At 41.9% G+C, this 23,227-nt stretch carries 22 protein-coding genes, 1 tRNA gene and 1 pseudogene; 3 read left to right on the top strand and 21 right to left on the bottom strand.

Features of this window, described 5'->3' with window-relative positions; genetic code table 11:
• Positions 1–227 precede the first annotated feature (227 nt).
• The 17 genes and pseudogenes from gyrB to AC4HAL_RS06225 all read right to left on the bottom strand — a co-directional run bounded on the left by gyrB (position 228) and on the right by AC4HAL_RS06225 (position 15,776).
• Positions 228–2,180 carry a DNA topoisomerase (ATP-hydrolyzing) subunit B gene (gene gyrB, locus AC4HAL_RS06305; protein WP_491093471.1) on the bottom strand — a complete coding sequence of 651 codons (1,953 nt, stop codon included), beginning with the start codon at positions 2,178–2,180 and terminating at the stop codon, positions 228–230.
• Between the two features lies 1 nt (position 2,181).
• Positions 2,182–2,742, bottom strand: a complete 561-nt coding sequence (locus AC4HAL_RS06300; RefSeq protein ID WP_491093470.1) for an HAD-IA family hydrolase — start codon at positions 2,740–2,742, stop codon at positions 2,182–2,184.
• Positions 2,743–3,191: 449 nt separating this feature from the next.
• The gene (locus AC4HAL_RS06295; RefSeq protein WP_491093469.1) at positions 3,192–4,424 is read right to left on the bottom strand and encodes an FtsW/RodA/SpoVE family cell cycle protein; all 1,233 of its coding nucleotides are present in this window, start codon (positions 4,422–4,424) and stop codon (positions 3,192–3,194) included.
• Between the two features lie 63 nt (positions 4,425–4,487).
• On the bottom strand, positions 4,488–5,474 hold the full coding sequence (locus tag AC4HAL_RS06290) for a YeiH family protein (protein ID WP_491093468.1): 987 nt from the start codon (positions 5,472–5,474) through the stop codon (positions 4,488–4,490).
• Positions 5,475–5,588: 114 nt separating this feature from the next.
• Positions 5,589–7,283: a dihydroxy-acid dehydratase gene (gene ilvD, locus AC4HAL_RS06285; protein WP_491093467.1), complete on the bottom strand. Its 1,695-nt coding sequence runs from the start codon at positions 7,281–7,283 to the stop codon at positions 5,589–5,591.
• Positions 7,284–7,309: 26 nt separating this feature from the next.
• Positions 7,310–7,651, bottom strand: coding sequence for a metal-sulfur cluster assembly factor (locus tag AC4HAL_RS06280; protein WP_447452055.1), 342 nt, complete (start codon positions 7,649–7,651; stop codon positions 7,310–7,312).
• 221 nt (positions 7,652–7,872) lie between these two features.
• Positions 7,873–8,328, bottom strand: a complete 456-nt coding sequence (gene nrdI, locus AC4HAL_RS06275; protein ID WP_491093466.1) for a class Ib ribonucleoside-diphosphate reductase assembly flavoprotein NrdI — start codon at positions 8,326–8,328, stop codon at positions 7,873–7,875.
• Between the two features lie 348 nt (positions 8,329–8,676).
• Positions 8,677–8,748, bottom strand: a tRNA-Arg gene (locus AC4HAL_RS06270).
• 80 nt (positions 8,749–8,828) lie between these two features.
• Positions 8,829–8,930 (bottom strand): annotated as a pseudogene (locus tag AC4HAL_RS06265) (NAD(P)-dependent oxidoreductase); the annotation flags it as partial.
• A 164-nt stretch (positions 8,931–9,094) separates the two neighbouring features.
• Entirely contained in the window at positions 9,095–9,442 is a 348-nt protein-coding gene (rplS, locus tag AC4HAL_RS06260; protein WP_447452051.1) for a 50S ribosomal protein L19, read from the bottom strand.
• Positions 9,443–9,541: 99 nt separating this feature from the next.
• On the bottom strand, positions 9,542–10,729 hold the full coding sequence (locus tag AC4HAL_RS06255; RefSeq protein WP_491093465.1) for a chloride channel protein: 1,188 nt from the start codon (positions 10,727–10,729) through the stop codon (positions 9,542–9,544).
• A 113-nt stretch (positions 10,730–10,842) separates the two neighbouring features.
• Positions 10,843–11,127 (bottom strand): chorismate mutase, encoded by a 285-nt coding sequence (locus AC4HAL_RS06250; protein ID WP_491093464.1) that lies wholly within the window; start codon positions 11,125–11,127, stop codon positions 10,843–10,845.
• Positions 11,128–11,179: 52 nt separating this feature from the next.
• Positions 11,180–11,866, bottom strand: a complete 687-nt coding sequence (locus AC4HAL_RS06245; protein WP_491093463.1) for a VTT domain-containing protein — start codon at positions 11,864–11,866, stop codon at positions 11,180–11,182.
• 46 nt (positions 11,867–11,912) lie between these two features.
• Positions 11,913–13,298, bottom strand: a complete 1,386-nt coding sequence (gene sufB / locus AC4HAL_RS06240; protein ID WP_491093462.1) for a Fe-S cluster assembly protein SufB — start codon at positions 13,296–13,298, stop codon at positions 11,913–11,915.
• Positions 13,299–13,706: 408 nt separating this feature from the next.
• Positions 13,707–14,150: a flavodoxin gene (locus AC4HAL_RS06235; RefSeq protein ID WP_491093461.1), complete on the bottom strand. Its 444-nt coding sequence runs from the start codon at positions 14,148–14,150 to the stop codon at positions 13,707–13,709.
• Between the two features lie 64 nt (positions 14,151–14,214).
• Positions 14,215–15,234 carry an adenosine deaminase gene (gene add, locus AC4HAL_RS06230; RefSeq protein ID WP_491093460.1) on the bottom strand — a complete coding sequence of 340 codons (1,020 nt, stop codon included), beginning with the start codon at positions 15,232–15,234 and terminating at the stop codon, positions 14,215–14,217.
• A 158-nt stretch (positions 15,235–15,392) separates the two neighbouring features.
• Positions 15,393–15,776, bottom strand: a complete 384-nt coding sequence (locus AC4HAL_RS06225; RefSeq protein WP_491093484.1) for a VOC family protein — start codon at positions 15,774–15,776, stop codon at positions 15,393–15,395.
• A gap of 312 nt (positions 15,777–16,088) precedes the next feature.
• Between AC4HAL_RS06225 and yghU the strand changes: the two genes are divergently transcribed.
• The 3 genes from yghU (at position 16,089) to AC4HAL_RS06210 (ending at position 18,411) form a co-directional block, all read left to right on the top strand.
• Entirely contained in the window at positions 16,089–16,880 is a 792-nt protein-coding gene (gene yghU, locus AC4HAL_RS06220) for a glutathione-dependent disulfide-bond oxidoreductase (protein WP_491093459.1), read from the top strand.
• Between the two features lie 417 nt (positions 16,881–17,297).
• On the top strand, positions 17,298–17,729 hold the full coding sequence (locus tag AC4HAL_RS06215; RefSeq protein ID WP_491093458.1) for a MarR family winged helix-turn-helix transcriptional regulator: 432 nt from the start codon (positions 17,298–17,300) through the stop codon (positions 17,727–17,729).
• Positions 17,730–17,775: 46 nt separating this feature from the next.
• A complete protein-coding gene (locus AC4HAL_RS06210; RefSeq protein WP_491093457.1) occupies positions 17,776–18,411 on the top strand; it encodes a GNAT family N-acetyltransferase in 636 nt (211 codons plus the stop codon).
• Positions 18,412–18,728: 317 nt separating this feature from the next.
• Here AC4HAL_RS06210 and AC4HAL_RS06205 read toward each other — a convergent pair whose 3' ends face one another.
• The 4 genes from AC4HAL_RS06205 to AC4HAL_RS06190 all read right to left on the bottom strand — a co-directional run bounded on the left by AC4HAL_RS06205 (position 18,729) and on the right by AC4HAL_RS06190 (position 23,093).
• Positions 18,729–20,264, bottom strand: a complete 1,536-nt coding sequence (locus AC4HAL_RS06205; RefSeq protein WP_491093456.1) for a HAMP domain-containing sensor histidine kinase — start codon at positions 20,262–20,264, stop codon at positions 18,729–18,731.
• Between the two features lie 85 nt (positions 20,265–20,349).
• Positions 20,350–21,054: a response regulator transcription factor gene (locus AC4HAL_RS06200; protein ID WP_491093455.1), complete on the bottom strand. Its 705-nt coding sequence runs from the start codon at positions 21,052–21,054 to the stop codon at positions 20,350–20,352.
• A 326-nt stretch (positions 21,055–21,380) separates the two neighbouring features.
• The gene (locus tag AC4HAL_RS06195) at positions 21,381–22,169 is read right to left on the bottom strand and encodes a CPBP family intramembrane glutamic endopeptidase (protein WP_491093454.1); all 789 of its coding nucleotides are present in this window, start codon (positions 22,167–22,169) and stop codon (positions 21,381–21,383) included.
• A 159-nt stretch (positions 22,170–22,328) separates the two neighbouring features.
• Positions 22,329–23,093, bottom strand: coding sequence for a CPBP family intramembrane glutamic endopeptidase (locus AC4HAL_RS06190; RefSeq protein WP_491093453.1), 765 nt, complete (start codon positions 23,091–23,093; stop codon positions 22,329–22,331).
• Positions 23,094–23,227: the final 134 nt, after the last annotated feature.

Below are 23,227 nucleotides of genomic sequence, written 5' to 3'. Positions count from 1 at the left end.
TATCAAAAAAAGTTCTAACTTAATTGAGGGTGGTGCCATCATGTCCGTCTATACCACTCTCCAGAAATATTCTGTGGCGTTTATCAGTTTGGAAATACCCTACTCTATTTATCTAAATCTAGTATTAGGAAACAGTAGATACAAGCAGGCAACTACAGTCGTGAGAAAGTGATCTGTTATAAAAATCAGGTTCTTTCCCACACTTTTTCACTTGGAATTCCAGTCTTTTAAATATCCAAAGTACTATAAACGGCATTTTCTTCGATAAATTCACGGCGAGGCTCAACACGATCTCCCATCAACATATCAAAAATTTTATCTGCTTCTGCTGCATCATCGACTGAGACACGGGCCATCAGGCGGTTATCAGGATCCATGGTTGTCTCCCAAAGCTGGTGGTCATCCATTTCTCCTAGTCCTTTATACCGTTGGACACTTGGTTTAGAGCGCCCCTGTGTGTAACGTTCTAGGGCCTCCTGTAATTTTGTTTCCTGATCAGAACCCGGCTGAATATATTCTTTAACCTCACTTCCGACCTTAACACCGTAGATAGGTGGCTGAGCAATGTAAACATAGCCCGCTTCCAGTACTGGACGCATAAAGCGATAGATTAAGGTTAAGAGCAAGGTCCGGATATGGGCTCCGTCAACATCAGCATCGGTCATGATGACCAGCTTATGATAACGCGACTTGCTGACATCAAACTCAGCACCAAAGCCAGTTCCCATGGCAGTAAAGAGGCTGCGGATTTCATCATTAGCTAAGATTTTGTCCATGCTGGCTTTCTCAACATTAAGAATTTTACCGCGAATAGGCAGAATCGCTTGAAATTCGCGATTGCGACCCGACTTAGCAGAACCACCGGCTGAGTCCCCCTCAACAATAAAGAGCTCATTTTGGCTAGCATTATTAGATGAGCAATCCGCCAACTTACCTGGCAGGTTAGAAATTTCCAGACCAGACTTCTTGCGTGTTACTTCGCGGGCACGTTTAGCAGCAATCCTAGCTTTGGAAGCTAAGATCCCCTTTTCCACGATTTTCTTAGCTACCTGAGGATTTTCTAAGAGGAAACGGGAGAAAGCGTCGCTAAAGAGACGATTGGTAATCTTTACTACTTCTGAGTTTCCTAGCTTGGTTTTGGTCTGCCCCTCAAACTGAGGGTTAGGATGCTTGACAGAAACGATAGCAGTCAGCCCTTCTCGAACATCCTCACCAGAGAGGTTATCATCCTTTTCCTTGAGTAGTTTATTCTGCCTAGCGTAATCATTGATGACACGTGTTAAAGCTGTTCTAAAGCCTTGTTCATGAGTACCGCCTTCATGAGTATGGATATTATTGGCAAAACTAAGAACATTTTCATGATAAGTTCCCGTATACTGCATGGCTACTTCAACGGCTATGCCATTCAGCTCACCATCTGTATAGATAGGATTTTCAAAAAGCACATCCTTATTTTCATTGAGATAGTCAACATAACTGACAATCCCACCTTCATAATGGTAATCCTCTTGCTGTTCTTGACCACTGCGCTTGTCCGTGATTGAAATCTTTAGCCCCTTATTGAGAAAGGCCAACTCCTGAATTCGCTTAGCTAATTTGTCAAAATCAAACTCGATTGTTTCGGTGAAAATTTCTGGATCCGGTGCAAAGTGGACTGTCGTACCTGTGCGTTCAGTATCACCAATAATCTTCAAATCATCAACAACAACTCCTCGTCTGTACTCTTGGAAGTGAATGTGACCATTCTTATGGACGCGCACTTCCAGAAATGTGGACAGAGCATTAACAACGGAAGAGCCGACACCATGTAGACCACCAGAAACCTTGTAACCGCCGCCGCCAAACTTACCGCCAGCGTGAAGAACCGTAAAGACAGTTTCTACTGCAGGACGACCCGTTTTTTCTTGAATATCAACAGGAATACCACGGCCGTCATCAGTAACAGTGATGGAGTTATCTGCTTCAATAAAGACCTCAATATGGCTGGCAAAACCAGCCAAGGCTTCATCAATTGAGTTGTCAACAATTTCCCAAACCAGATGATGGAGGCCTTCCTTGGAGGTGGACCCAATATACATACCCGGGCGCATTCTTACAGCCTCTAAACCTTCCAAAACTTGGATTTGGCTAGCATCGTATTCCTGCGCTAATGCGTCTTTGTTTTTATTCTCTTCTGTCATTCTACACTACCGTTTCTAATAATGGTTTTGTGCCATCAAATAGCAGGGCGTCAATCCCTGCTGCTTGTGCTGCTTGCCGATCAATCTCCCGATCCCCGATGGCAAGGGCGTTTGTCATACTATATTTTTCTTTGAGATAAAGCATGGATTCCGGATCAGGCTTTCGAGCAAAGCCGCTCTCACTGGTCACCACCTCAGTAAAATACTGGGCAATAGCTGCCTTATCCAAAATATCTAGGACCAAGTGATTTCGATGTGAAATCAAAAAATTTCGACCGCCATCCGCAACAATTTGCGCCAGCAACTCCTCAGCTCCTGCAAATAAAATAGGAGCTGCTAATGCTTTAGCTTCGCGATCCTTGTAACGAGCCAAAAAAGTAGGGTGATTGGGAATAAAGTGAGCGACAGCAGCTTCTGTTGAAACCTTAAGCCTCGCATAGACTTGGTCGTGATCAGCTTCAACACCAAATTCTTTAAGTGTTTGGCAGAAAGCCTGCGTTGAGATTTCATAGTTATCAAGCAGAGTGCCCCCTAAATCCCAAATATAATCATGAAATTTCATAATCTTAATTATAGCATATTTCTCTCGTTTTTGCACCTGATTTGTAGGTATTAAACCCTTGTTTCAAGGGACTTCCCAGCCCATTTTGCTGTCCATGACGACACATTGTTTTGAACCAAAATAAGCCCGTATTTTCTTAGTATTACTTTACCGTGTTTTCTATATATGAGTTACTGAGCCGTTAAATGACTTAAAGAAAATTAGCCTGTAAGGTCTGGGAAAGCTGTTGCAGTTGGAAATTAAATCAACAACAGCTGGTCACAAATATAGGTGCTGGGTTCTTGGCACATAGGATGTTTCTTCTTTTTCCCAGAGAAATTAGACCCTTGTTCAATTGCCAGAAAAGCGGCACACACTTCTACAGATCTTCTATTGGCTGACATCAAGGCTATAAGACAGACTTGTTCACATAAAAACGAACTGGCACTTCCTTGTACCAGTTCGTTTACCTAAATCCAGTATTTATTCCAATTACTACGACTCATGCGTTCATCAATGCGCCTTTCCTTAGTCAATGAATTTTGATAAGACATGGATAGGATCAGACCAACACCGATCAGGTTGGACATGAGTGAGGATCCCCCCTTGGAAATAAAAGGAAGAGGGATACCTGTCAGCGGAAGAACTCCAATAGCTGCACCGACATTCTCAAAAATATGGAAAAGAATCATCATGATAAAACCTGTTGAAATGTAGGTGTAAAACACATTATTTGATTCAATCGTGATACGAATCATCCGGAAAATCAAAATTAAATAGAGCAAGATAACAACAATACTGCCAATAAATCCGTAATCTTCTGCAATCACCGTAAAAATCATATCCGATTCTCTGACCGGCACAGATAAATCCGCAACATTAAAACCTTTACCAAAGATTCCACCACTACCGATGGAAATCAGACCCTGTACCTGCTGGTAGGCAATGCCTGATTCGTAAGCAAAGGGATCCAGCCAAGCCGCGACACGGTTGATTTTATAGGTATCCATTCCCATATGATAAAGCCACTCTTTTCCCCAGTTACTAGTAAAGACTAAAAGGAAGAGGCCAAACCCTATTGTCGCAACTAAAATTGCCGGCAGGATGATGCGCCAAGAAATACCCGATAAGACAATCAGACCTGCTAAGATGGCTAAGAAGACCATTGCTGTTCCCATGTCCTTTTGCAGTACCAACAGCAGCAAGACCGGTACAGTGACTCCTAAATAAAGGAGTAGGAGCCGACCGTCTTTTTTAAGTGATGGTTCTTCTTCCTTATTTTCATCTTTAAACCAGACAGCCATGCGTGCCAGCATCAAGATATAGGCTATTTTCATAAATTCTGATGGCTGAAACAGACTGACCGAACCAATGCTAACCCAGTTTTTAGCCCCTGTAGAAGCTACTAAGGTAGGACTATAAATAAATAGTGGTAAAACCATTAGAACAAGTCCCACACCGTAAAGATAAGGGGTTAATTTCCATAACCGTTCAACATCAAAAAACATGACAACAAAAGCAACGACACAGCCCACTACGACACCAATAACTTGTTGGATCATGACTGATAAAATCGTCTTGGGGTAGTCATGGTAGGTAGCAGTATAGATAGCTACCATTCCGATTAAAATTAAAAGAAATACTGGTAAGATTACCGTGTAGTCAATCCGACTATCCAGCGGCCTTTTTCTTTTTCTTGGCATACACCACACTCCTTAACACAATTAAAAAATATTATAACATGATTTTGTAACGAGGTCATAACTTTAAAAGACAAAATATTGCAGAAAGAGACTGGACAGAGCTACTGCAGCCCATGTTACAGCACCAGTAATCAGGGGTCTAAATCCCGCCTGCTTAAATTGCCGAAAAGAGACCTTGCAGCCGATACCCGCCAGTGCCATAGCCATTAAAAATTGTGACAGGAGTTTGGCCCAAGGAAGAAAATTCTTTGAGATAACTCCAAGGGAAGTCAGTAAGGAAGCCACAATAAACCATAGGATAAACCATGGGAAAACCTTCGCGAATGAAAAATTTTGCTGATTCTTTTTTGAACGATAAAATTGAACTCCAGCTAAAATTAAACAGGCAGGGACAATCATCAGTGCTCGTGCTAATTTAACAATCGTTGCAAAATCTCCAGCTTTTTGACTGTAACTATAGCCGGCAGCTACTACTGATGATGTGTCATTAACGGCTGTTCCTGCCCAGAGACCGAAAGCGGTGTCTGTCATCTGCATGAGGTGCCCTAAAATAGGAAAAAGAAAAACAGCTGCAATATTGAAAAGAAAAATTGTCGACATAGATAGAGCAATCTCATCATCCTCAGCTTCCAAAATGGGAGAAGCTGCTGCAATGGCGGAACCGCCACAAATCGCTGTCCCAAACCCTATTAAAACCTCTAAATTGTGCGGCAATCTGAGCCAACGACCGATCAAGTAGGATACTACAAATGAAATTACAATGGTTGTCGCCGAAATCCTCAAGGATGAAAAACCTGTCTGAGATACCTCTTGAATGGGCATACTTACCCCTAAGATAATAATGGCATATTGTAAAATCTTCTTGCCGCTATAGGCTACTCCTGCTTGGGCAGACGCTGGAATCCCTATCGTATTGCTGACAATAATGCCTAAAACAATGGCGAAGATGCTGGAACCAATCAAAGGGATATAATTGCCCATAACCAAAGCTACAAGAGCTATAACAGCCGTCAGAGCAAAACCTGACCAGTAGGTCCCTAATTTCTGCATGGTAGCCTCCAAATGTATGATACTACTATGTTACCACTTTTGCAGCTACAAAAAAAGAGGGGAGATAAGAAAGGGCTCTCCGCCTCTTTTGACAGCACTATCGTTCGTTTAACTCTAATCCTTATTCCAGAAATCGGTAACAGCACCTTTTGATGCTGAAGAAACAATATGGGCATACTTACCGAGAACTCCGCGTGAGTAAAGCGGCGGGATCGCTGTTTCAGCCTTGCGACGTTCCAATTCTTCTTCGGATACCTTCATCGTAATTTCTTTAGTATCTTGATCAACGATGACAGTATCACCCGTTCTTAGGTAAGCAATAGGACCACCGTCTTGTGCTTCCGGTGCAATGTGACCGACAACTAAACCGTAGGTACCACCAGAGAAGCGACCATCCGTAATCAAGGCAACCTTGTCCCCTTGACCCTTACCGACAATCATGGATGATAGAGAAAGCATCTCAGGCATACCTGGACCGCCCTTAGGACCAACATAGCGGACAACCACAACATCGCCGTCAACGATATCATCATTCAGAACTGCTTCAATAGCGTCTTCTTCAGAATCAAATACCTTGGCCGGACCTTCGTGGCGACGGACTTTAACTCCAGAAACCTTGGCAACAGCACCTTCCGGCGCCAAATTACCATTGAGAATAATCAGAGGGCCATCTGCACGCTTAGGATTGTCAAGCGGCATGATAACCTTTTGACCAGGCGTTAAATCTGAGAAGGCTGCCAAGTTTTCAGCAACGGTCTTACCAGTACAAGTCATACGATCACCATGTAAGAAACCGTTAGCCAAAAGATATTTCATAACAGCAGGCACACCGCCAACATTATAGAGATCTTGGAAAACATATTGGCCAGATGGTTTCAAATCAGCTAGGTGCGGCACTTTTTCCTGAATGGTATTAAAGTCTTCTAGGGTTAATTCAACATTGGCTGCATGCGCGATAGCAAGCAGGTGAAGGGTTGAGTTAGTCGATCCACCAAGTGCCATTGTTACTGTAATAGCGTCCTCAAAAGCTTCGCGCGTCAGAATATCAGATGGTTTAAGGCCCATCTTCAACATCTTGACAACCGCACGACCAGCTTCCTCAATATCAGCCTTCTTTTCAGCCGATTCAGCTGGATGCGACGAAGAACCGGGCAGACTCATTCCCAAAACTTCGATAGCTGTTGCCATAGTGTTAGCCGTATACATACCGCCGCAGCCACCAGGGCCGGGGCAAGCATTACATTCAATTTGGCGCACTTCTTCTTCGGTCATATCACCGTGATTCCAGTGACCAACCCCTTCAAAGACAGAAACCAAGTCAATGTCCTTACCGTCCAGACTACCCGGAGCGATAGTACCACCATAGGCAAAGATAGCTGGAATATCCATATTAGCAATGGCAATCATTGACCCAGGCATATTTTTATCACAACCACCAATAGCCACAAAGGCATCTACATTATGACCGCCCATCGCTGCCTCAATAGAATCAGCAATAATATCACGAGAAGTCAAGGAAAAACGCATACCTTGCGTTCCCATAGCAATACCATCGGCTACTGTAATGGTACCAAATTGAACGGGCCAGGCTCCCGCGTCTTTGACACCCTCTTTGGTAATCTTACCAAAATCGTGAAGGTGAATATTACATGGCGTATTTTCTGCCCATGTTGAGATGACACCAACAATGGGCGTTTCAAAATCTCGGTCAGTCATCCCTGTAGCACGCAGCATAGCGCGGTTAGGGGACTTAACCATACTATCGTAGACAGCTGAACGATGACGGAGCTTCTTCATATCTTCTGTCATAAGACTTCCTCTTCTCTAAAATGCCATTATTTAGGACTGATTCCTAGCGCGATACGACCCAAGCGACTAATACGAGTGAGTTTCCAAACAGGCTTCCAGACCACCTCGACGCTGGCTGACTCGATACCATCAATGGTCTTTAAGGTTTCCGCTAAATCAATAGGTAAGGTATCAGCACAGCCACAAGCTACATCGGTAAAAGTCATAACGACCTTACAGTGACCTTTTTCATCTAGGTCGATTTCATAAATCAGACCCAGATTATAGATATCCAACTCAATTTCTGGGTCGTAAACTGTTTCCAATTTACTCACCAATTCCTGGCTGATGGCCTCGGCTCGATCATTAATCTTGATGTCGTCTCTCATTCAGAATCCTCCGATTTATATTTTTAAATTGTAGCACAATTCAGACAATTTGTCCAGACTAAATTTATCGTAAGTAAAACCAGTGAATTGCTAATCACCTATTTTTATCCCCAGCAGGAAAATTGATACCGTACTTTTCCACCAACTAAGCCAAGGCTATTCAGCAATCAGAAATATTAAGTCTAAAAATCATTTTTACCTACTTTTTAGGATAATGGCGACTAGCTAACTGCACCATAGACCTGCAAAATTTTCTCAGCAATTCGCTCCACATCAGCAGACAGCCCTCTCATCTCATAAGTGTCAAGAACGGGAAAGCCAAACTGGTTGGAGTACTGATAAGCCGTTAAACAGAACTGATTATTAAAATTACGATTACCACTACCGACAATACCCAAGCAATATTGGGCATTATTTCCCTTAGCGATTAAATGGCGCAGATCAGTTGTTAAGATCTCCTGATCACCGTTATCCACACCATTTCCACCTTCTAAATAAGTTGGTAGAAAGGCTATATAGGGCTGATCCAAATCAGGATAAGCCTGACCTTCCTTGACTAACTCTTTGACATCTAAAGTTTCAACTGGAATATCGGCATGGTTAAAGGTAAAATAATCAACCAGCTTCTGGACAAAGGCCTTAGTATTACCGCTCAGGCTAATATATACAAACTTCAAGAAAAACTCCTTTTATTACAATATCTTGTGTTTGATTATTTATTTCTATACAAGATATTGTAGCATGATTATTTCAAAGGAACAAGAAAATAAAAATACCCTCACAAAACCAGAATGTAAATAGTAGGCTCAAAATGTGCCAATAGCGGTGGCTGCGTTAACTTAATTCTCCGCAGTATGCAGAGATTAACAATAATCAGCCTGCAAAAGATGGATGAATAGCAAGCAGCACTGATTTTCACTACTATATGAGTTTGAGACCCAGTATTAGCCACTTGCACTCATACTGCATAAAATTAAAAAACTGAGTCGTAAGTTCTCAGTTCCTACTATTCTTGCTTTCAAATATATCCCCTGCCGGAATCGAACCAGCAACTACTCCTTAGGAGGGAGTTGTTATATCCATTTAACTAAGGAGACACATCAGCTTCCTCTATTGTACCCTAGACTAAAAACGAATGCAACCCTAAGAAGCTGATTCAAGCAATTAAAACATGAGGCTATTCCTTTCCTGAAATTAAATAAACACCCTGCCACTCTTCCATTACAGCATCTGCTATCGCCAAGGCAAAATCTGCATAAAAGAAGAATTTAATCAAAAAAGTTTTCCTCATTTGAGAAAAACATACCTTTAATATTCCCCTCTAAGTACGGTTTGGCAGGTTTCTACTAGACCAGTAACTTTTTCATACTTATTACAGTTGACAAAGAGACAAAAGTTTATGAACTAAAAAAGCACAATCCAACGGACTGCGCTTCAGCTTTCTTATTTACGCACTTCTTTGATACGCGCAGCCTTACCTTGCAATGCACGAAGGTAGTACAGTTTAGCGCGACGTACCTTACCATGACGAGTAACCTCGATTTTTTCGACACGTGGCGTGTGAACTGGGAATGTACGTTCGACACCGATACCGCTTGAGATCTTACGGACAGTATACATTTCTGAGATACCTTGACCTTTACGTGAGATAACCACACCCTCAAAGATCTGAACACGTTCGCGGCTACCTTCGACAACTTTAGCGTGAACACGGACAGTGTCACCTGGACGGAAGTCAGGGATATCAGTACGCAGTTGACTTTCAGTCAAACTTTGGATTAATGGATTCATTTATTTTTCTCCTATCTTACTAATCTTAGGTGCTTGTCCCAGCGGATTAGCCGTATTTTCGTGTGTCCATTGCACACATAGGACTATTTTACACTATGATTAGCGTTTTTGCAAGGCATAAATGCCGTATTTATGGTTGACAAGAAAGGCTAGGGCAGAGACAATAACAAAATAAGGCATATTAGCAAAGCCGAAAACTTCACCACCGATAAACATCGGAGCTAACAGCGTATTGGTTGCAGAACCAAAAACTGCTGCATAACCAAGTCCAGCGACAAAGACCGGTGGTAAGCCAAAAAGACTGGCCAAAACAACTCCCAGACTAGCACCGATAGCAAACAGGGGTGTCACTTCCCCACCTTGAAAACCAGCTGTTAAGGTAAGAAGGGTTAGTACAAATTTTAAAAGCCAATCCCATATGTAGACATTTCCACCATCTAAACTTAGAGAAATGAGATTAGTCCCTAACCCTGCGTAACGCCCCTGCCAGAATAAGAACAGTAAACCGGTGACAGTTAGGCCTATTAGAGCAATACGAATGTAGGGATTATTAAAATAAACCGCTGCTTGTCTTTTAGCCCAAGCTAAACCAGCAGCAAAGGCCGTCCCAACCACACCAAAACAAAGGCCCAGCAGACATAATTTCAGGATAAGCACAGGCGTTAGGTCTAGATTCACTGATAGCGGAGCTGCAAACTTTTCTAACCCCAGAACATGGGAAGTTTGACTAGCGACAAGAGAAGCTAATAGAGCTGGTAGTAAGGCTGCTATTGTTAATTCTCCAATAACTAACACTTCTAAGGCAAAAAAGGTAGCGGCCAATGGTGTTTGAAAGAGACCTGCAAAACCGGCGGCCATGCCTGTCATGAGAAATATACGAGAGCTGTCTTTGACGGGTAATTGCTTTCCCAACCAGTGAGAAACGGTTGCTCCAATCTGAACAGCTACACCTTCGCGGCCAGCACTGCCGCCAAAAAGGTGGGTCAACCAAGTTGTTAACATAATCAGAGGGACAAGCACTTTAGGAATGTAGTTACCTTTCCCCTGCCCTACTTCAAATATCAGGCTCATTCCTCGGCTACTCTTTCCCCCAAAGCGCTGGTAAAGCCAGACACTCACCAGTCCTGCTAAAGCTAGAAAAGGCAAGGTTGCGAAGTAGTGACTATCGCGAAAATCACTGAGAGTTATCAAGACTCGACCAAACAAAGTATCAATCGCTCCGATAAGCAGGCCAACAGTAATAGCTGCTAGAATGAGAATAAGATTATTTTTTAATGATTTTTGCACTAGTTCCTCCAGACATGGCAAATAGAGAATTTATCAGTCGATTCTACAAATTATTGATTAATTACTTTAGATGCTGTAGTAATCCTCTTTTAAAACGGTATTTTTTCTGCCTTTTAAAGAGGATTCTGCTCAACTTCTAAATTGTGATTTTGATAGGCTCGTGATTCCTTCATAATATCTGCAAAAGTCGCAACAACAAAGGGTTCATAGTTTTTATCGGTTACAAGTTCTGACACCTTGGCCAATATGGCATCCTCACGTTCTTTATCGTAAATAGCCTTGCCCGTCTCTTTCTTGAAAGCTGCTACTTGGCTAACCAAGTTCATTCGCTTTTCAATTAAGATAACCAACTCTTGATCAATAGCATCAATATTTTGACGAATTAGTTCTAAATTCATGGTACTTCCCCCTTCATTCTTTGAAAATTATAGCAAAAAAAGCCCAGTAAAACTAGGTCTTTTGCTTTATTGTATATTTTCTCACTAATAGGTAAACTATGCCAGCAAGCACAAGCAAGAGTAATAACCGCTTGACGTTACCATTTATAATCGCATCACCGCCAAAAGCATAAAGGCAGCTAGTAGGAAAAACTCCTATTGCGACACAAGGCAACCATTTCTTAAGTGGTAGCTGTATCTCCGTTACTAAATAGTTCACTAAGAGTGTCGGAAAAACAGGAATCATATATCCTAAACTGACAGCTACATAGGGATTATCGACTTGCTTTAAAATAGCCAATTTATCAGAAAAGTTTTTCTCGCGCTCTGTGATATTGACGATTTTTAAAACTCTTAAAACTAAGAAATTTCCTAGCGTATTGGCTAGCACATTCATGACCAGAGCAATCCAAGGACCAAAGACAACCCCGTTAAAAACCGCCAGAACACTATTGGAAAGAAAAGGAATAGCTGATCCCAGAGCTGTCAACAGTATGAGTACACAGAAATTAATGACATTGGCGGTGGACAATTGGCGGCCCAAATTAGCAACTTGCTTTTCTACATTGACGTAACTGAGAAGGACATCCCAGTAGCGCAGAAGCAAGAAGCTAAAGTAGATAATTCCAATCAAGAGGCCTACCAGACTCAATATACGCCGCAGATTTTGGCCCTTCAACTCTAATTTCTTAAATGCCATACCGTTATTATAGGAGAAATGACCTCATATAGCAAGGCAAAACAGCCTAACCGACTGATCCTTCCATACTCATATTGATCAGAGTATTGAGCTCAACAGCATATTCCATAGGCAATTCCTTGGTAATGGGATCCATAAAACCATTGATAATCATAGCAGTCGCATCTTCCTCACTGATACCGCGACTCATCAAATAATAAAGCTGATCTTCTGAAACTTTGGAGACCTTAGCTTCATGCTCCAGAGAAACATTAGAGTTGTGAATTTCATTGAAAGGAATGGTATCTGAACGTGATTCTTCATCCATCAAGATCGTATCACATTCAATATGGGATTTAGAACCTTGACTGTCAGGAGCAAAACGAACAGTTCCCCGATAGTCCGTTCGACCGCCGTCCTTAGCAACTGATTTAGAGATAAGTGTACTGGAAGTATGAGGAGCGTTATGGTAGACCTTGCAGCCAGCATCCAGATGCTGACCATAATTGGCAAAAGCCATAGACAGTACAGAGGTACGTGCATAAGGACCATTTAAAATAGAGCAAGGATATTTCATATTGACCTTACTACCAAGATTACCGTCAATCCACTCTAAGGTCCCGTTTTCTTCAACTGTTCCACGCTCCGTTACAAGATTATAGACATTATCTGACCAGTTTTGCATAGTGGTATAACGAAAGGTGGCATCCCGCTTAACAATGATCTCTACAGTTGCTGCATGAAGACTGTTAGTGGTGTAATTGGGCGCCGTGCAACCTTCGATATACTGGATGGAAGCACCATCTTCGATAATCATCAGGGAGCGCTCAAATTGACCGGCATTTTCGCTATTGATACGGAAATAAGTTTGAACCGGCATAGGACATTGAACACCCTTAGGAACATAAATAAAGGTTCCCCCAGACCACACTGCTCCGTTTAAAGCCGCAAACTTATGCTCCGATGGGGCGACAACTGTTCCAAAATATTGCTTCACAAGCTCAGGATACTCTTGCAGAGCTGTGTCTGTATCGGTGAAAATTATCCCTAGCTTTTCAAATTCTTCTTTCATGTTGTGGTAGACGACTTCAGACTCATACTGGGCTACAGCACCAGACAAATACTGCTTTTCAGCCTCAGGAATTCCTAAACGATCGAAGGTCTCCTTAATCTTATCCGGCACTTCCTCCCAAGTGCGAGAGCGATCCTCGCTGAGTTTCTGATAATAGATGATATCATCAAAATCAATACCAGAAAGATCCGGCCCCCAATCGGGCATGGGCAGACGATTAAAGAGCTCAAGACTTTTAAGACGGTACTCTAACATCCACTCAGGTTCTTTTTTCACTCTGGAGATCTCTCTGACAACTTCTTCTGTTAAACCGCGCCCCGTTGACACAAGAGCAGTAACATCATCGTGAAATCCAAAAGCATAATCTCTATTTTTAGGCATAGGAACCCCCTTACTCAGCTTCTTTTGAAAAATCGACAAACACTAAAAAATGGCTTTCTGCGCATTTAAACTCTCAAAAGGCAGTCAAGCTTCAACCCTTTCAAGTTAGGCTATACTCTTCATATTTCAAGCCGCTAAACTTTAGTTTTTTTATTAACAGCTACTTGCCATTATTATACTCCTATCCTAGAAAAATGTGGTTGGTAAAGCTCAAATCTTTTCTCTCAAGTATTAGTTTTTCTATTGTAGAGCAAGGGATAAGGATATCCGACCAACCACTGCGTCTAACAAATAAAATCAACCAAATAATAAGGCTGAGAACTTTTGTCTCAACCTCAATCTTTAATCAAAAATAAATGATTTAATCCTCGGGGACACTTCACATCTCCCTCACATATTTCTGCCTAACTAACTCAATTTAGCAGACATTTCTTCAGCAAAGGCTTCTAAGTGTTCAATATCCTCGTCTTCTGCTGCTAAATCTACTTTTACTGAAGCTGCCCCTTTAGTGGCACCGGTCAGGGCAAACTGCTCTTCAAACTCATCAACTGATTTGCAGAAATAATCGTAGAAGGTGTCACCTGAACCAACCACTCCATAAATCTTACCTGATAGATCAACATCAGCCAAATCTTCGTAAAAATCAACGATTTCATCAGGCAAATCCCCATCGCCATATGTATAGGTTGCTATGATAGCCATATCAGCATCTTCAAAGTCAGCAGCATCCACTGTTGTGCACTCGTCAACGTCAACGGTATGACCAAGATCCTGCAATTTTTCTGCTACAATATCGGCAATCTCTTCGGTATTTCCAGTCATACTAGCATATACTATTTTAGCTAAAGCCATAGTTTCCTCCAAATAATCAGTGATTCGATTATATCACAATTATCAGATTTTTTATAGAACTTGTTTAGAGATAGGTCGCATAGGCTGTCTCTAGTTTTTCTAAGAGCTGATCTTTTTGTTTAGAATTGGTAAAGGAGGCTTCAATAGCATTGCGGTTAAAGGTCATAAAATCGCTTGGTGTTGTGCCAAAGTAGCGATGAAACAGTTGGTATTCCTTAGTTAAATTTGTATCTGATACCGTCCGATTGTCCGTATTGATAGTCAGCTTGGCCCCTGCTTCATACAGCTCCTGATAGGGGTAATCCGCTAGACTAGGTGCAGCTTTAGTCTGCAGATTGCTAGTCAGACAGAGTTCGGCTGTTGCTCCAGCTGCAACAAAATCCGCTATAATTTCAGGATGGTGGGCGATAGCTGCAGCATGCCCCATACGTTTGATCCCCAATTTGAGAGTATCTGTAATATGATTGGGACAGTTGCATTCTCCTGCATGGAGTGTCATGGGATATCCCATGGACTGGACATCTTTTATCAAGGAATCAATCTTGGCAGGGGGAAAGCCATGCTCATCCCCAGCAAAATCAAAGCCCACTAACCCTTTAGGTGCTAGAACAGCAATTTCCGATAACAGTTCCTTTGTTATATCTGGATCCGACTGCCGCATACCGCAGACGAGAAGCTTAGCAGCAATACCGAATTCAGTTTCAGCCCTCTGTAACCCCGCTAAAGTAGCTCTGACAGTATCACTAGCACTTAAACCTTCATCCATAGATAGCTCGGGAGCAAAACGGATTTCAGTATAAATGACATTTTCTCTAGCGGCTTGACTGGCCACATCATAGGCTGCCAGTTCCAAGGCTTCCTTTGTTTGTAAGAGCGGACGAATAAAATCAAAGGTCCTGAGATAATCCATCAAATTCTCGCAGGATTCAGGCGCAGTGACTAATTTCTTCAAATCAGCATCTTCTTGCGGGATGGAAATACGAGCCATCTCGGCCAAACTTCGAATAGCTTCAAGTGACAAGGAGCCGTCTAAATGACAGTGCAATTCTACTTTGGCTAAACGATGAAAATCGAGTGGTTTCACGAGGCTTCTCCTTTAAGGTCAATTTTTACTATACTATCATTCTAATTGCAAATGTCAACCCTTACTGAGATCAAGATGCTGCAGTGTCCTGAACTCAACGATCATATCAGCTAAAACCTGTGCAATACTTTTCTTAAGGCAGATTCTCAGTTTAATAACTAGATAGTCAGTTCTAACTGATTGCCTTCGGGATCTAAGATGACAGCTTCATAATAACCGTCACCCGTCACACGCGGACCATTCTGGAGGTAAAAACCGTGCTCCTGCATCTTATAAGCGAATGCGTCAACAGCTTCTTTTGACCCCAGAGAAAAAGCGAGGTGGGCGAAACCAAAGCTGTCTTTAACTCCCTCAATGATATCTGGGCGGTAGCACAATTCCAATCTAGTGCCATCTGTAACCGTTAAAAAGTAAGATGAAAACCCTGATTCTGGATTATGGTAGAGTGGACTGCTTATTGCTTGAAAATAGGTACAGTAGAAATTCTTCATCACTTCCAAATCTCTTGTCCAAAGACCGATGTGTTCAATTTTCATAGAAATCTCTCCTTCTTGATTGAATTACTACCATAAAGTCTATCTAAAATATTTTCCTTCAACTAGGTCTTTGATACTAAAAAGCAATACTATCCTATGTTAACAGCGAGTATTATAAGACATGGGTGGCTTCTCTGTTAGTGTTATAAACAAGCATTAAAAATCTTATCCAATCTATATCATAAACAGTGGCTAGCTCTTTATAAATGTCAAAAAGAACACTAATCATGCAGGATAAACAATGGTCAATTTCTTGAAAAAGCACTGTATTTTTGCTAGGATAACACTACAACTTACAACTATTAAGGAGATAAATTGATGTCGGATTATAAATTACCAGAAATCTGGGAAAATCCAGCTGCTATTGGTGGCCAATGGGGAGCCATCAACCAGCCAACAGCTGGTGCCCGCTTTGAACAGAAACTCCCTCGCGGAGAAAACCCTTTCCAACTCTACTCCCTAGGCACTCCTAATGGGATCAAAGCAACGATTATGCTAGAAGAACTCAAAGAATTGGGGATTAGTCAGGCTGGTTATGACCTTTACAAAATTACAATCGGTGAAGGAGATCAGTTTGGATCGGACTTTGTTGCCATCAATCCTAATTCAAAAATCCCAGCTCTTTTAGATCTCTCAGGTCAACGGCCTGTACGCGTTTTTGAATCCGCCAATATTCTGCTCTACCTCGCAGAAAAGTTTGATCAACTGATCCCCAAAGACCCAGCCGAGCGGAACGAGGTTCTCAATTGGCTCTTCTGGCAGACAGGCGCAGCACCCTTCCTCGGTGGCGGTTTTGGGCACTTCTTCCACTACGCACCTGAAAAGATAGAGTATGCGATCAATCGCTTCGCCATGGAAGCCAAGCGCCAGCTAGATCTTCTCGATAAGGAATTAGCCAAGAAATCTTATATTGCGGGCGACACCTATACCATCGCCGATATTGCTATTTGGTCTTGGTATGGCCGACTTGCTCAGGACAAAATCTGGGACCGTGCAGGAATCTTCCTCAATGTTAAAGAATACAAGAATCTGCAGGCTTGGACTGCTAAGATTGCTGAACGTCCAGCTGTTAAACGCGGTCTGGAAGCAGAGTATAAAGAGATAAAATAATATTAATATTTCAAAGGGAGCTGGGCATTAATTAACCCAGCTCCTAATCTTTTGTACAATATGGTGGCTTCGTCACCACAAAATAATATAAGCAACGGGGCTATGTATAAAAATTTAAACCTATCACAATTCCTATTTATACCAAAAATTAAAGTTTTTGAGTATTAGTGAGAGTTAGTCACTTAAAGTTATTTCAAGCCCTGCCAGACAGCAAATATCCAGCAGTATAGGCTATCATGACCAGTTCTTTTGCAATACGGAAAAAACTACTTTATTTTACTCTCCTCATATTATCCCTTCTGACTTTACAAGGCAAAAACAATCTGATATTATTTCTATTATAGAACTAAATATCGGCAATAATCGATTTAATTTGCTTATATTTATTCTTTTATAGAAGTATTAAAAGGAGGAAAAATGAACCAATCTGAATTAGTTAAGGTATTTGAAAGCCTAGATAGAATATATATGAAATTAGAGAAAAGGCGAAAAGAATCACTCACAGAAGCAGCCTACAACCGTTTAACAGTAACTGAGATCCATACACTATATGCTATCGGGAAAGACGACCTCAAAACTATGAAAGATATTTCCGAACGCCTAGGAATTGCTCCAAATACAGCTACAGTAGCTGTGGATAGACTTGTAGCAAAAAAATTAGTGACCAAACAGACCAGCCCTGAAGACCGAAGAGTTCAGCTGGTACAAGTGACCCAAGATGCTATAACGATCATGGATAGCATTGACAGTGAGTTATTTAAAGATATCGGGCAACTGCTTTCCCCACTTACCGATATAGAGGCTTTGCTTTTTAAAAGCCTCTTGGAAAAAATTGACGATCACCTATAAACGTTTGTGTTAACCATAGCTAAAATAATCGAAAGGAATAACAAAGATGATTCGGAAACCCAACGATAATGAGATGGCAGCTTGTTTAGAACTGCTATACATGTCTGCACCTAAGATGTTCCACTACCTTTTTGCACGAAAAGAAGACAATTTTTATAAAACGACACGACAGTTTTATGCAAAACCTGATAATATGTTCAGCAAAGATTATATGCTTGTCAAAAGCGAAAACAACAAGGTTTGCGGCCTACTTCTTTCCTATCCTGTTAAAGACGAAAAACAACTGGTAAAAAACACCATTACGGATCTGGGCGTTTGGCTAAGCTCTGTTGGGCTGATAGATATGCTCAAAATAGTGCATTCTTCAAGATTAGAGAAATATTTACAGGTATTTAAAGACGATGAATACTATATCTCAAATCTTGCTGTATTTGAAACATTCAGAGGTAGAGGTTTGGGACTAGAGCTGCTGAGAGAGGCAGAGAGACTGGCTGTTAGCCAAGGTTACAGCAAACTATCTTTAGCAGTTGAGTTTTACAATAAAAAAGCCAAAAGCATTTATGAACACTTTGGCTTCAAGCAAGTTGCTAAAGTTGAATTTCCTAAAAACTACCACAAATACGACATTGACGGTTTTTATAAAATGGTAAAACCATTAGAAAATCCTACAAAGGGAGAATGAGGTGTAATTGAGCTACTGTTCATCCTTGAGGCGACTGGAAAGTTTTTGAGGCTAAGTCAACCACGAAACCGTAGAGTTACTGGCCTGCTATCAGCTAAGGAGAACTGGTATAAAACATACTGCTTATAGAGCAAATGACGATGAACTTGCGCCACACTCCAAAAGTTAAGGCTCCTTGTCAACGTATAACGAAAGGCTATATTCTAGATAGAACCGGATTGGCTCTATCTTTTTTGATGGTCAGCGTCATGAAGAGACGCTTCTTGAAATTGGGGAACTTCTATAACCAACACCCTGACGCTTGATAGTTTTGAGATTTATAAGGGCAGACTAATGACAAAAACGGTTTTATAGGGCGCTCGAGGCGGTTGTTCCGACCTGATATTGCCACCATGTTCGTCAATAATGCGCTGAACGATAGCCAGACCCAAACCTGATCCTGCCTTGGACGGTCGCGCCTTATCACCTGTCACGAAAGCTTGAAAGAGCTGGTCTGCTTGCTCAGGATTAATACCGACCCCATCATCTGCCACCAAAATCTGGAGTTTTTGCCCTTTTGCTTCCAATCCGATAAAGAGGGTGCTGGCCTTAGCGCTGTGCCTGAAAAAATTAGCCAAAAGATTATCCAAAACTCGCTCAAACTGCTCACTATCAATATGACAGAAGATTCCTTCCTCACGTGGTAGGCTTAACTTAAGACGGTAACCCTTGAGTTCAAACTCCTGACGGTGCTGCTCTAGGTAGTTTTGGAGAAAAAGACAAATGTCCAATTGCTCCAATTGCAGGGTAAAATCTGGGTGATCAATCTTGCTGTAATTATGAAAGGAGTCAATCAAATGGGTCAATTTCCGAGATTTTTGACTGATTGCCTCTAGGTACCTGTCCTGTTGCTCAGGCTTGATTAAACCATCTCTCAAAGCTTCAGAATAGCCCTTGATGACCGTGATAGGTGTTTTGAGATCGTGAGAAATATTAGCCAGCATCTCCTGCTTTTCAGCCTGAATCCTCTGGCTTTTCTCCTCACTGCGCCGCAAGCTATCGGACACCTGATTGAAATCTTCTATAATCTCAACAAACTCTGATGGTCCTTGATAATCCAGCACCTGAGACTGACTCCTATCCGTCAAGTTATTGATGGCCTGGCGCAATCGACCGAGCGGCAGCCTGACCTTGCGGTTGAGCCAGATGGCAAATAGCAAAGCGATGAGGACGTAAAAAGCCGAAAAGGCTAAACTATTTAGCAGAGGACCATTAGCGACAAGGAAGGAAGGTACCGAAGACTCCTCTGAATAGTATAAAACTAGTGTTAAGTTTTCCTGTTTATCCGTTGTAAATGGGTATTTTACAACCCTCGACTTCTGACGGAGGAGAGGGCCTAGATGTTGGAGGGAAGCCCCTTTCGGCAAAAAAGAGGAGGATATCACCTTAAAGTCTTGATCGAGTAGAGTCTGGTGAACTATCTCATCATTTTTTTCGTTCTTATCATCCAGATGAACCACGACAGAATCAAAGAAAAATTTTATAACCTTCAGCCGGCTATATTTAAGTAAATAACGTTTCTGCCCTCCATGATCAGTAAAGGGAGTCATTGACCAATTCACAACGAAATTATCGTCAAGCCTTTCGATTATTCCTAATTCTGCTTTATTCAGTTCAGTCAAATCTGCCTTAGGACTAGCATAAATCAGTTGTCCAGACTGATCCAAGACTACAAGATGAGCATCTTTGGGAGCTATTTTTTTGAGAGGAAACTGATGATATCGACCAGTCTTTAAATAGTGGTCATTTTTTTGAAAATCCTCTTGGGTAGGATAGCGAACCACTCGAGTATATCTTAGGATAAATGTCCCCACACTTCCAACAAAAAGCAAAATGACGATAAGTGTTAAGGGGAGTAAGAAATAACTCCATAATAAGGAGCGGATTAAACTTTTTGACCTAGTCCTGCTTTTCAAATTTATAGCCTACCCCTCTTACCGTTTTGATGTAGGCAGGATTTTTAGGATCTGCCTCAATTTTTTCCCGCAGATTGGAGATATGAACCATCATGGTCTGTTCATCTGCGGTTAAATAGTCGTCGCCTGTCTGATTATAGAGTTGCCGTCTAGTGAAGATCTGTCCTGGTGCAGCCATCAGCATGTGAAGCACCCTAAATTCTGTCATGGTCAAGTGAACAGGCTGGTCCTCCTTAAAAACAAGCATTTTTTCTGGATCTAGAAAGAGGTTACCGACCCTTAGCTGCCCATCACGCGCACCGCTGATACCCTTGCTGCCCAAGTCATAATAACGCCTCAGATTGGACTTGACACGAGCAACAATTTCAAGTGGCTCAAAGGGCTTGGCCACATAGTCGTCAGCTCCGATATCCAGACCTAGGATTTTGTCGCGATTTTCGTTTTTAGCTGACAGGATAATGACCGGAATATTACTGATCTGTCGGATACGCTTGAGCACCTCATAGCCAGTTAGTTTGGGCATCATGATATCTAAAATAGCCAAATCTACCGATTCTCTTGAAAAAAGTGTCCAAGCTTCCTCTCCATCCACAGCTTCTATGACCTGATAATGATTGCTTTCCAAATAAAGCCGAATGATTTCAGAGATTTCCCTATCGTCTTCAGCCAGTAAAATCGTATAACCCATAGGTCCCTCCTATTGCCATTATAGCATGAAACTCGCTTTTGAAACCGATAAACAAGCCCTCCTTTTCACGATAGATAACCAGACAGTTTGCAAAATCTAGCGGAACTCCTTCATTTACTAACACAGGCTCCTTTAAACTTCCATTCTATAAGTAATCAGCCTGCCTGTCCTTCCAGTGAAAATAAAGTTTGACTAGATCCAAACGGAGGCTAGAAACGATCGTCAGTATGACGGGGACTAGGCTGGGGGATTGTTTCCAGAAGAGCAGGGAAACTGACAGGAGTAAGCCTGCCAGACAGGTATCAATTGAGCTGGACATCAAATCATTACATTGTCTCGCCACAGGTCTTTTCCTTCTTATCCGTCCGATACCAGAGCCAAACTCCACAACCAGCTACCAAGAGTAGACCAGCCATGTAATACCAGTTACTGGCTTGTGAGTAATCCGAAGTCAACCCCTCAAATGCCAAGAAATGTAAGTTAGATACTGTATGGAAAAGGCAACAGGCTATAATGGAGTGTGTGGCTTTGTAGAGCCCTGCATAAGCAAAAGCAATGAGTATGCATCCTAGGAGTTGTATGATAAAGTTGGACAAGCTTCCCCCTCTGTCTATGACCCAGAGTGGCAGATGCCAGATCCCCCAGATAATACCAAGGATCACGGTTGCCAGCGGAAAAGAAAACTTTTTCTCCAGAACTGGCTGTAAAAAACCTCGCCAACCTAGTTCTTCATTGCCTCCGCCGACAAGGGTAAGCAGGACGGCCATTAAAGGCAAGGAAGGTAAAGCTTCCATAGCTAATCTTCCAGAAACCGCCAGACTGCTCACTACTGTTAAAAGTCCAGAAAATAACAGAAGATAGAGCCAAGTCCCCTTTTTACCGGAAAAGAGCCATTTAGGGATTGTTTTCAGAGAGATTTTGAGAACTATAGTTGCTCCTATGGCAGGACCAAACGGCCACAGCAGGCCTCCTACCAGTCGCCCTATCTGGGCAAACGGTGAGTTATCAAGTAGAAAGATTAACCCCCACCAGCCCCAAGTCCAGCCAAAGGTCCAGACCAGATAAGGCCAGATGAGTTTTGGTTGTGGTTCGATCATTTTGTTATCTTTAGTCATTAGCATTTTTTCCTTCTGCCTATCTTTCCAATGAAAATAGACCTTAGTCGCTCCTGATATGAGCAAACTGGAGAGAGTCATCAGTATGACGGGGACTAGGATTGTTTCCAAGAGAGGAGCACACCTACCGGACAGGTACTTATAAGACTGAGCGTCAGGTCAGTGTTTTGTCTCATCATAGTTCCTCTCCTTACGGTCAGTTTGATACCAGAGATAGATACTATAGGTCGCCATAATTGTCATTCCAAACAGTCTCATAATGATGTTTTCCCTTTCAAAGTTGAAGAGCACACCAACTCCGCCATTCATAAACCCATGCAGTAGCATACAGTAAAGAACAGATTTGGTTTTCTTATAAAGGCCTGCAAACCAGAATGAGTAGAGAACCGTATAAAGCACAAAAATTGGGAAAAATGTTAGATCCATGAGCATCAGTGGCAGATGCCAGCAAGCCCAAATCAAACCTGTCAAAATAGTTGCTACAGGAAAGGCAAAGCGCGCTTCCAAAGCCGGTTGCAAAATACCGCGCCAACCAACTTCTTCACCAATTCCAGCTGTCAAGAAGCTAGTCATTAAAAAACTAGTAAGCAAAGACAGTGGGGTAAGCCCTTCAGACATCCGCCCTGATGTAGCCATAGCACTTACTAACGTGAGAAGGCCCATCATGATAAGCAAATAAAGCCAGCCTCCCCTTTTTCCCGGTGAAAAGATCCAGTAGAACTTCTCTTTAAAATTTCCTTTGACGACTATTAAAGTCGCAATAACTGGTCCCCATTGGCCAATAGTATACAGAAGTAGCCAAGCTAAATCGGTAGTGTTAATAATGTTATTGGCAAGCATAAAAGTTTGTAGCCCCCATGCCAGCCATGTTATACCAAAGGTCCAAACTAGGTAAGGCCAGATGAGTTTTGCTTCTTTAGGCACTAGAAATTTCCTCCATCCAAATTTTTCTACTTCTTATTTTATCTCCCTATTCTTCAGTCAGTCTTCAGATTTTCTAAAGATTTCTTTATAATCTGAAGAAAACAAATCTATACGTGCTATAATAAGGGTAATCT

The sequence above is a fragment of the Streptococcus sp. ELY_125 genome (assembly GCF_058314535.1).
This window is presented reverse-complemented; position numbering and strand designations above follow the sequence as displayed.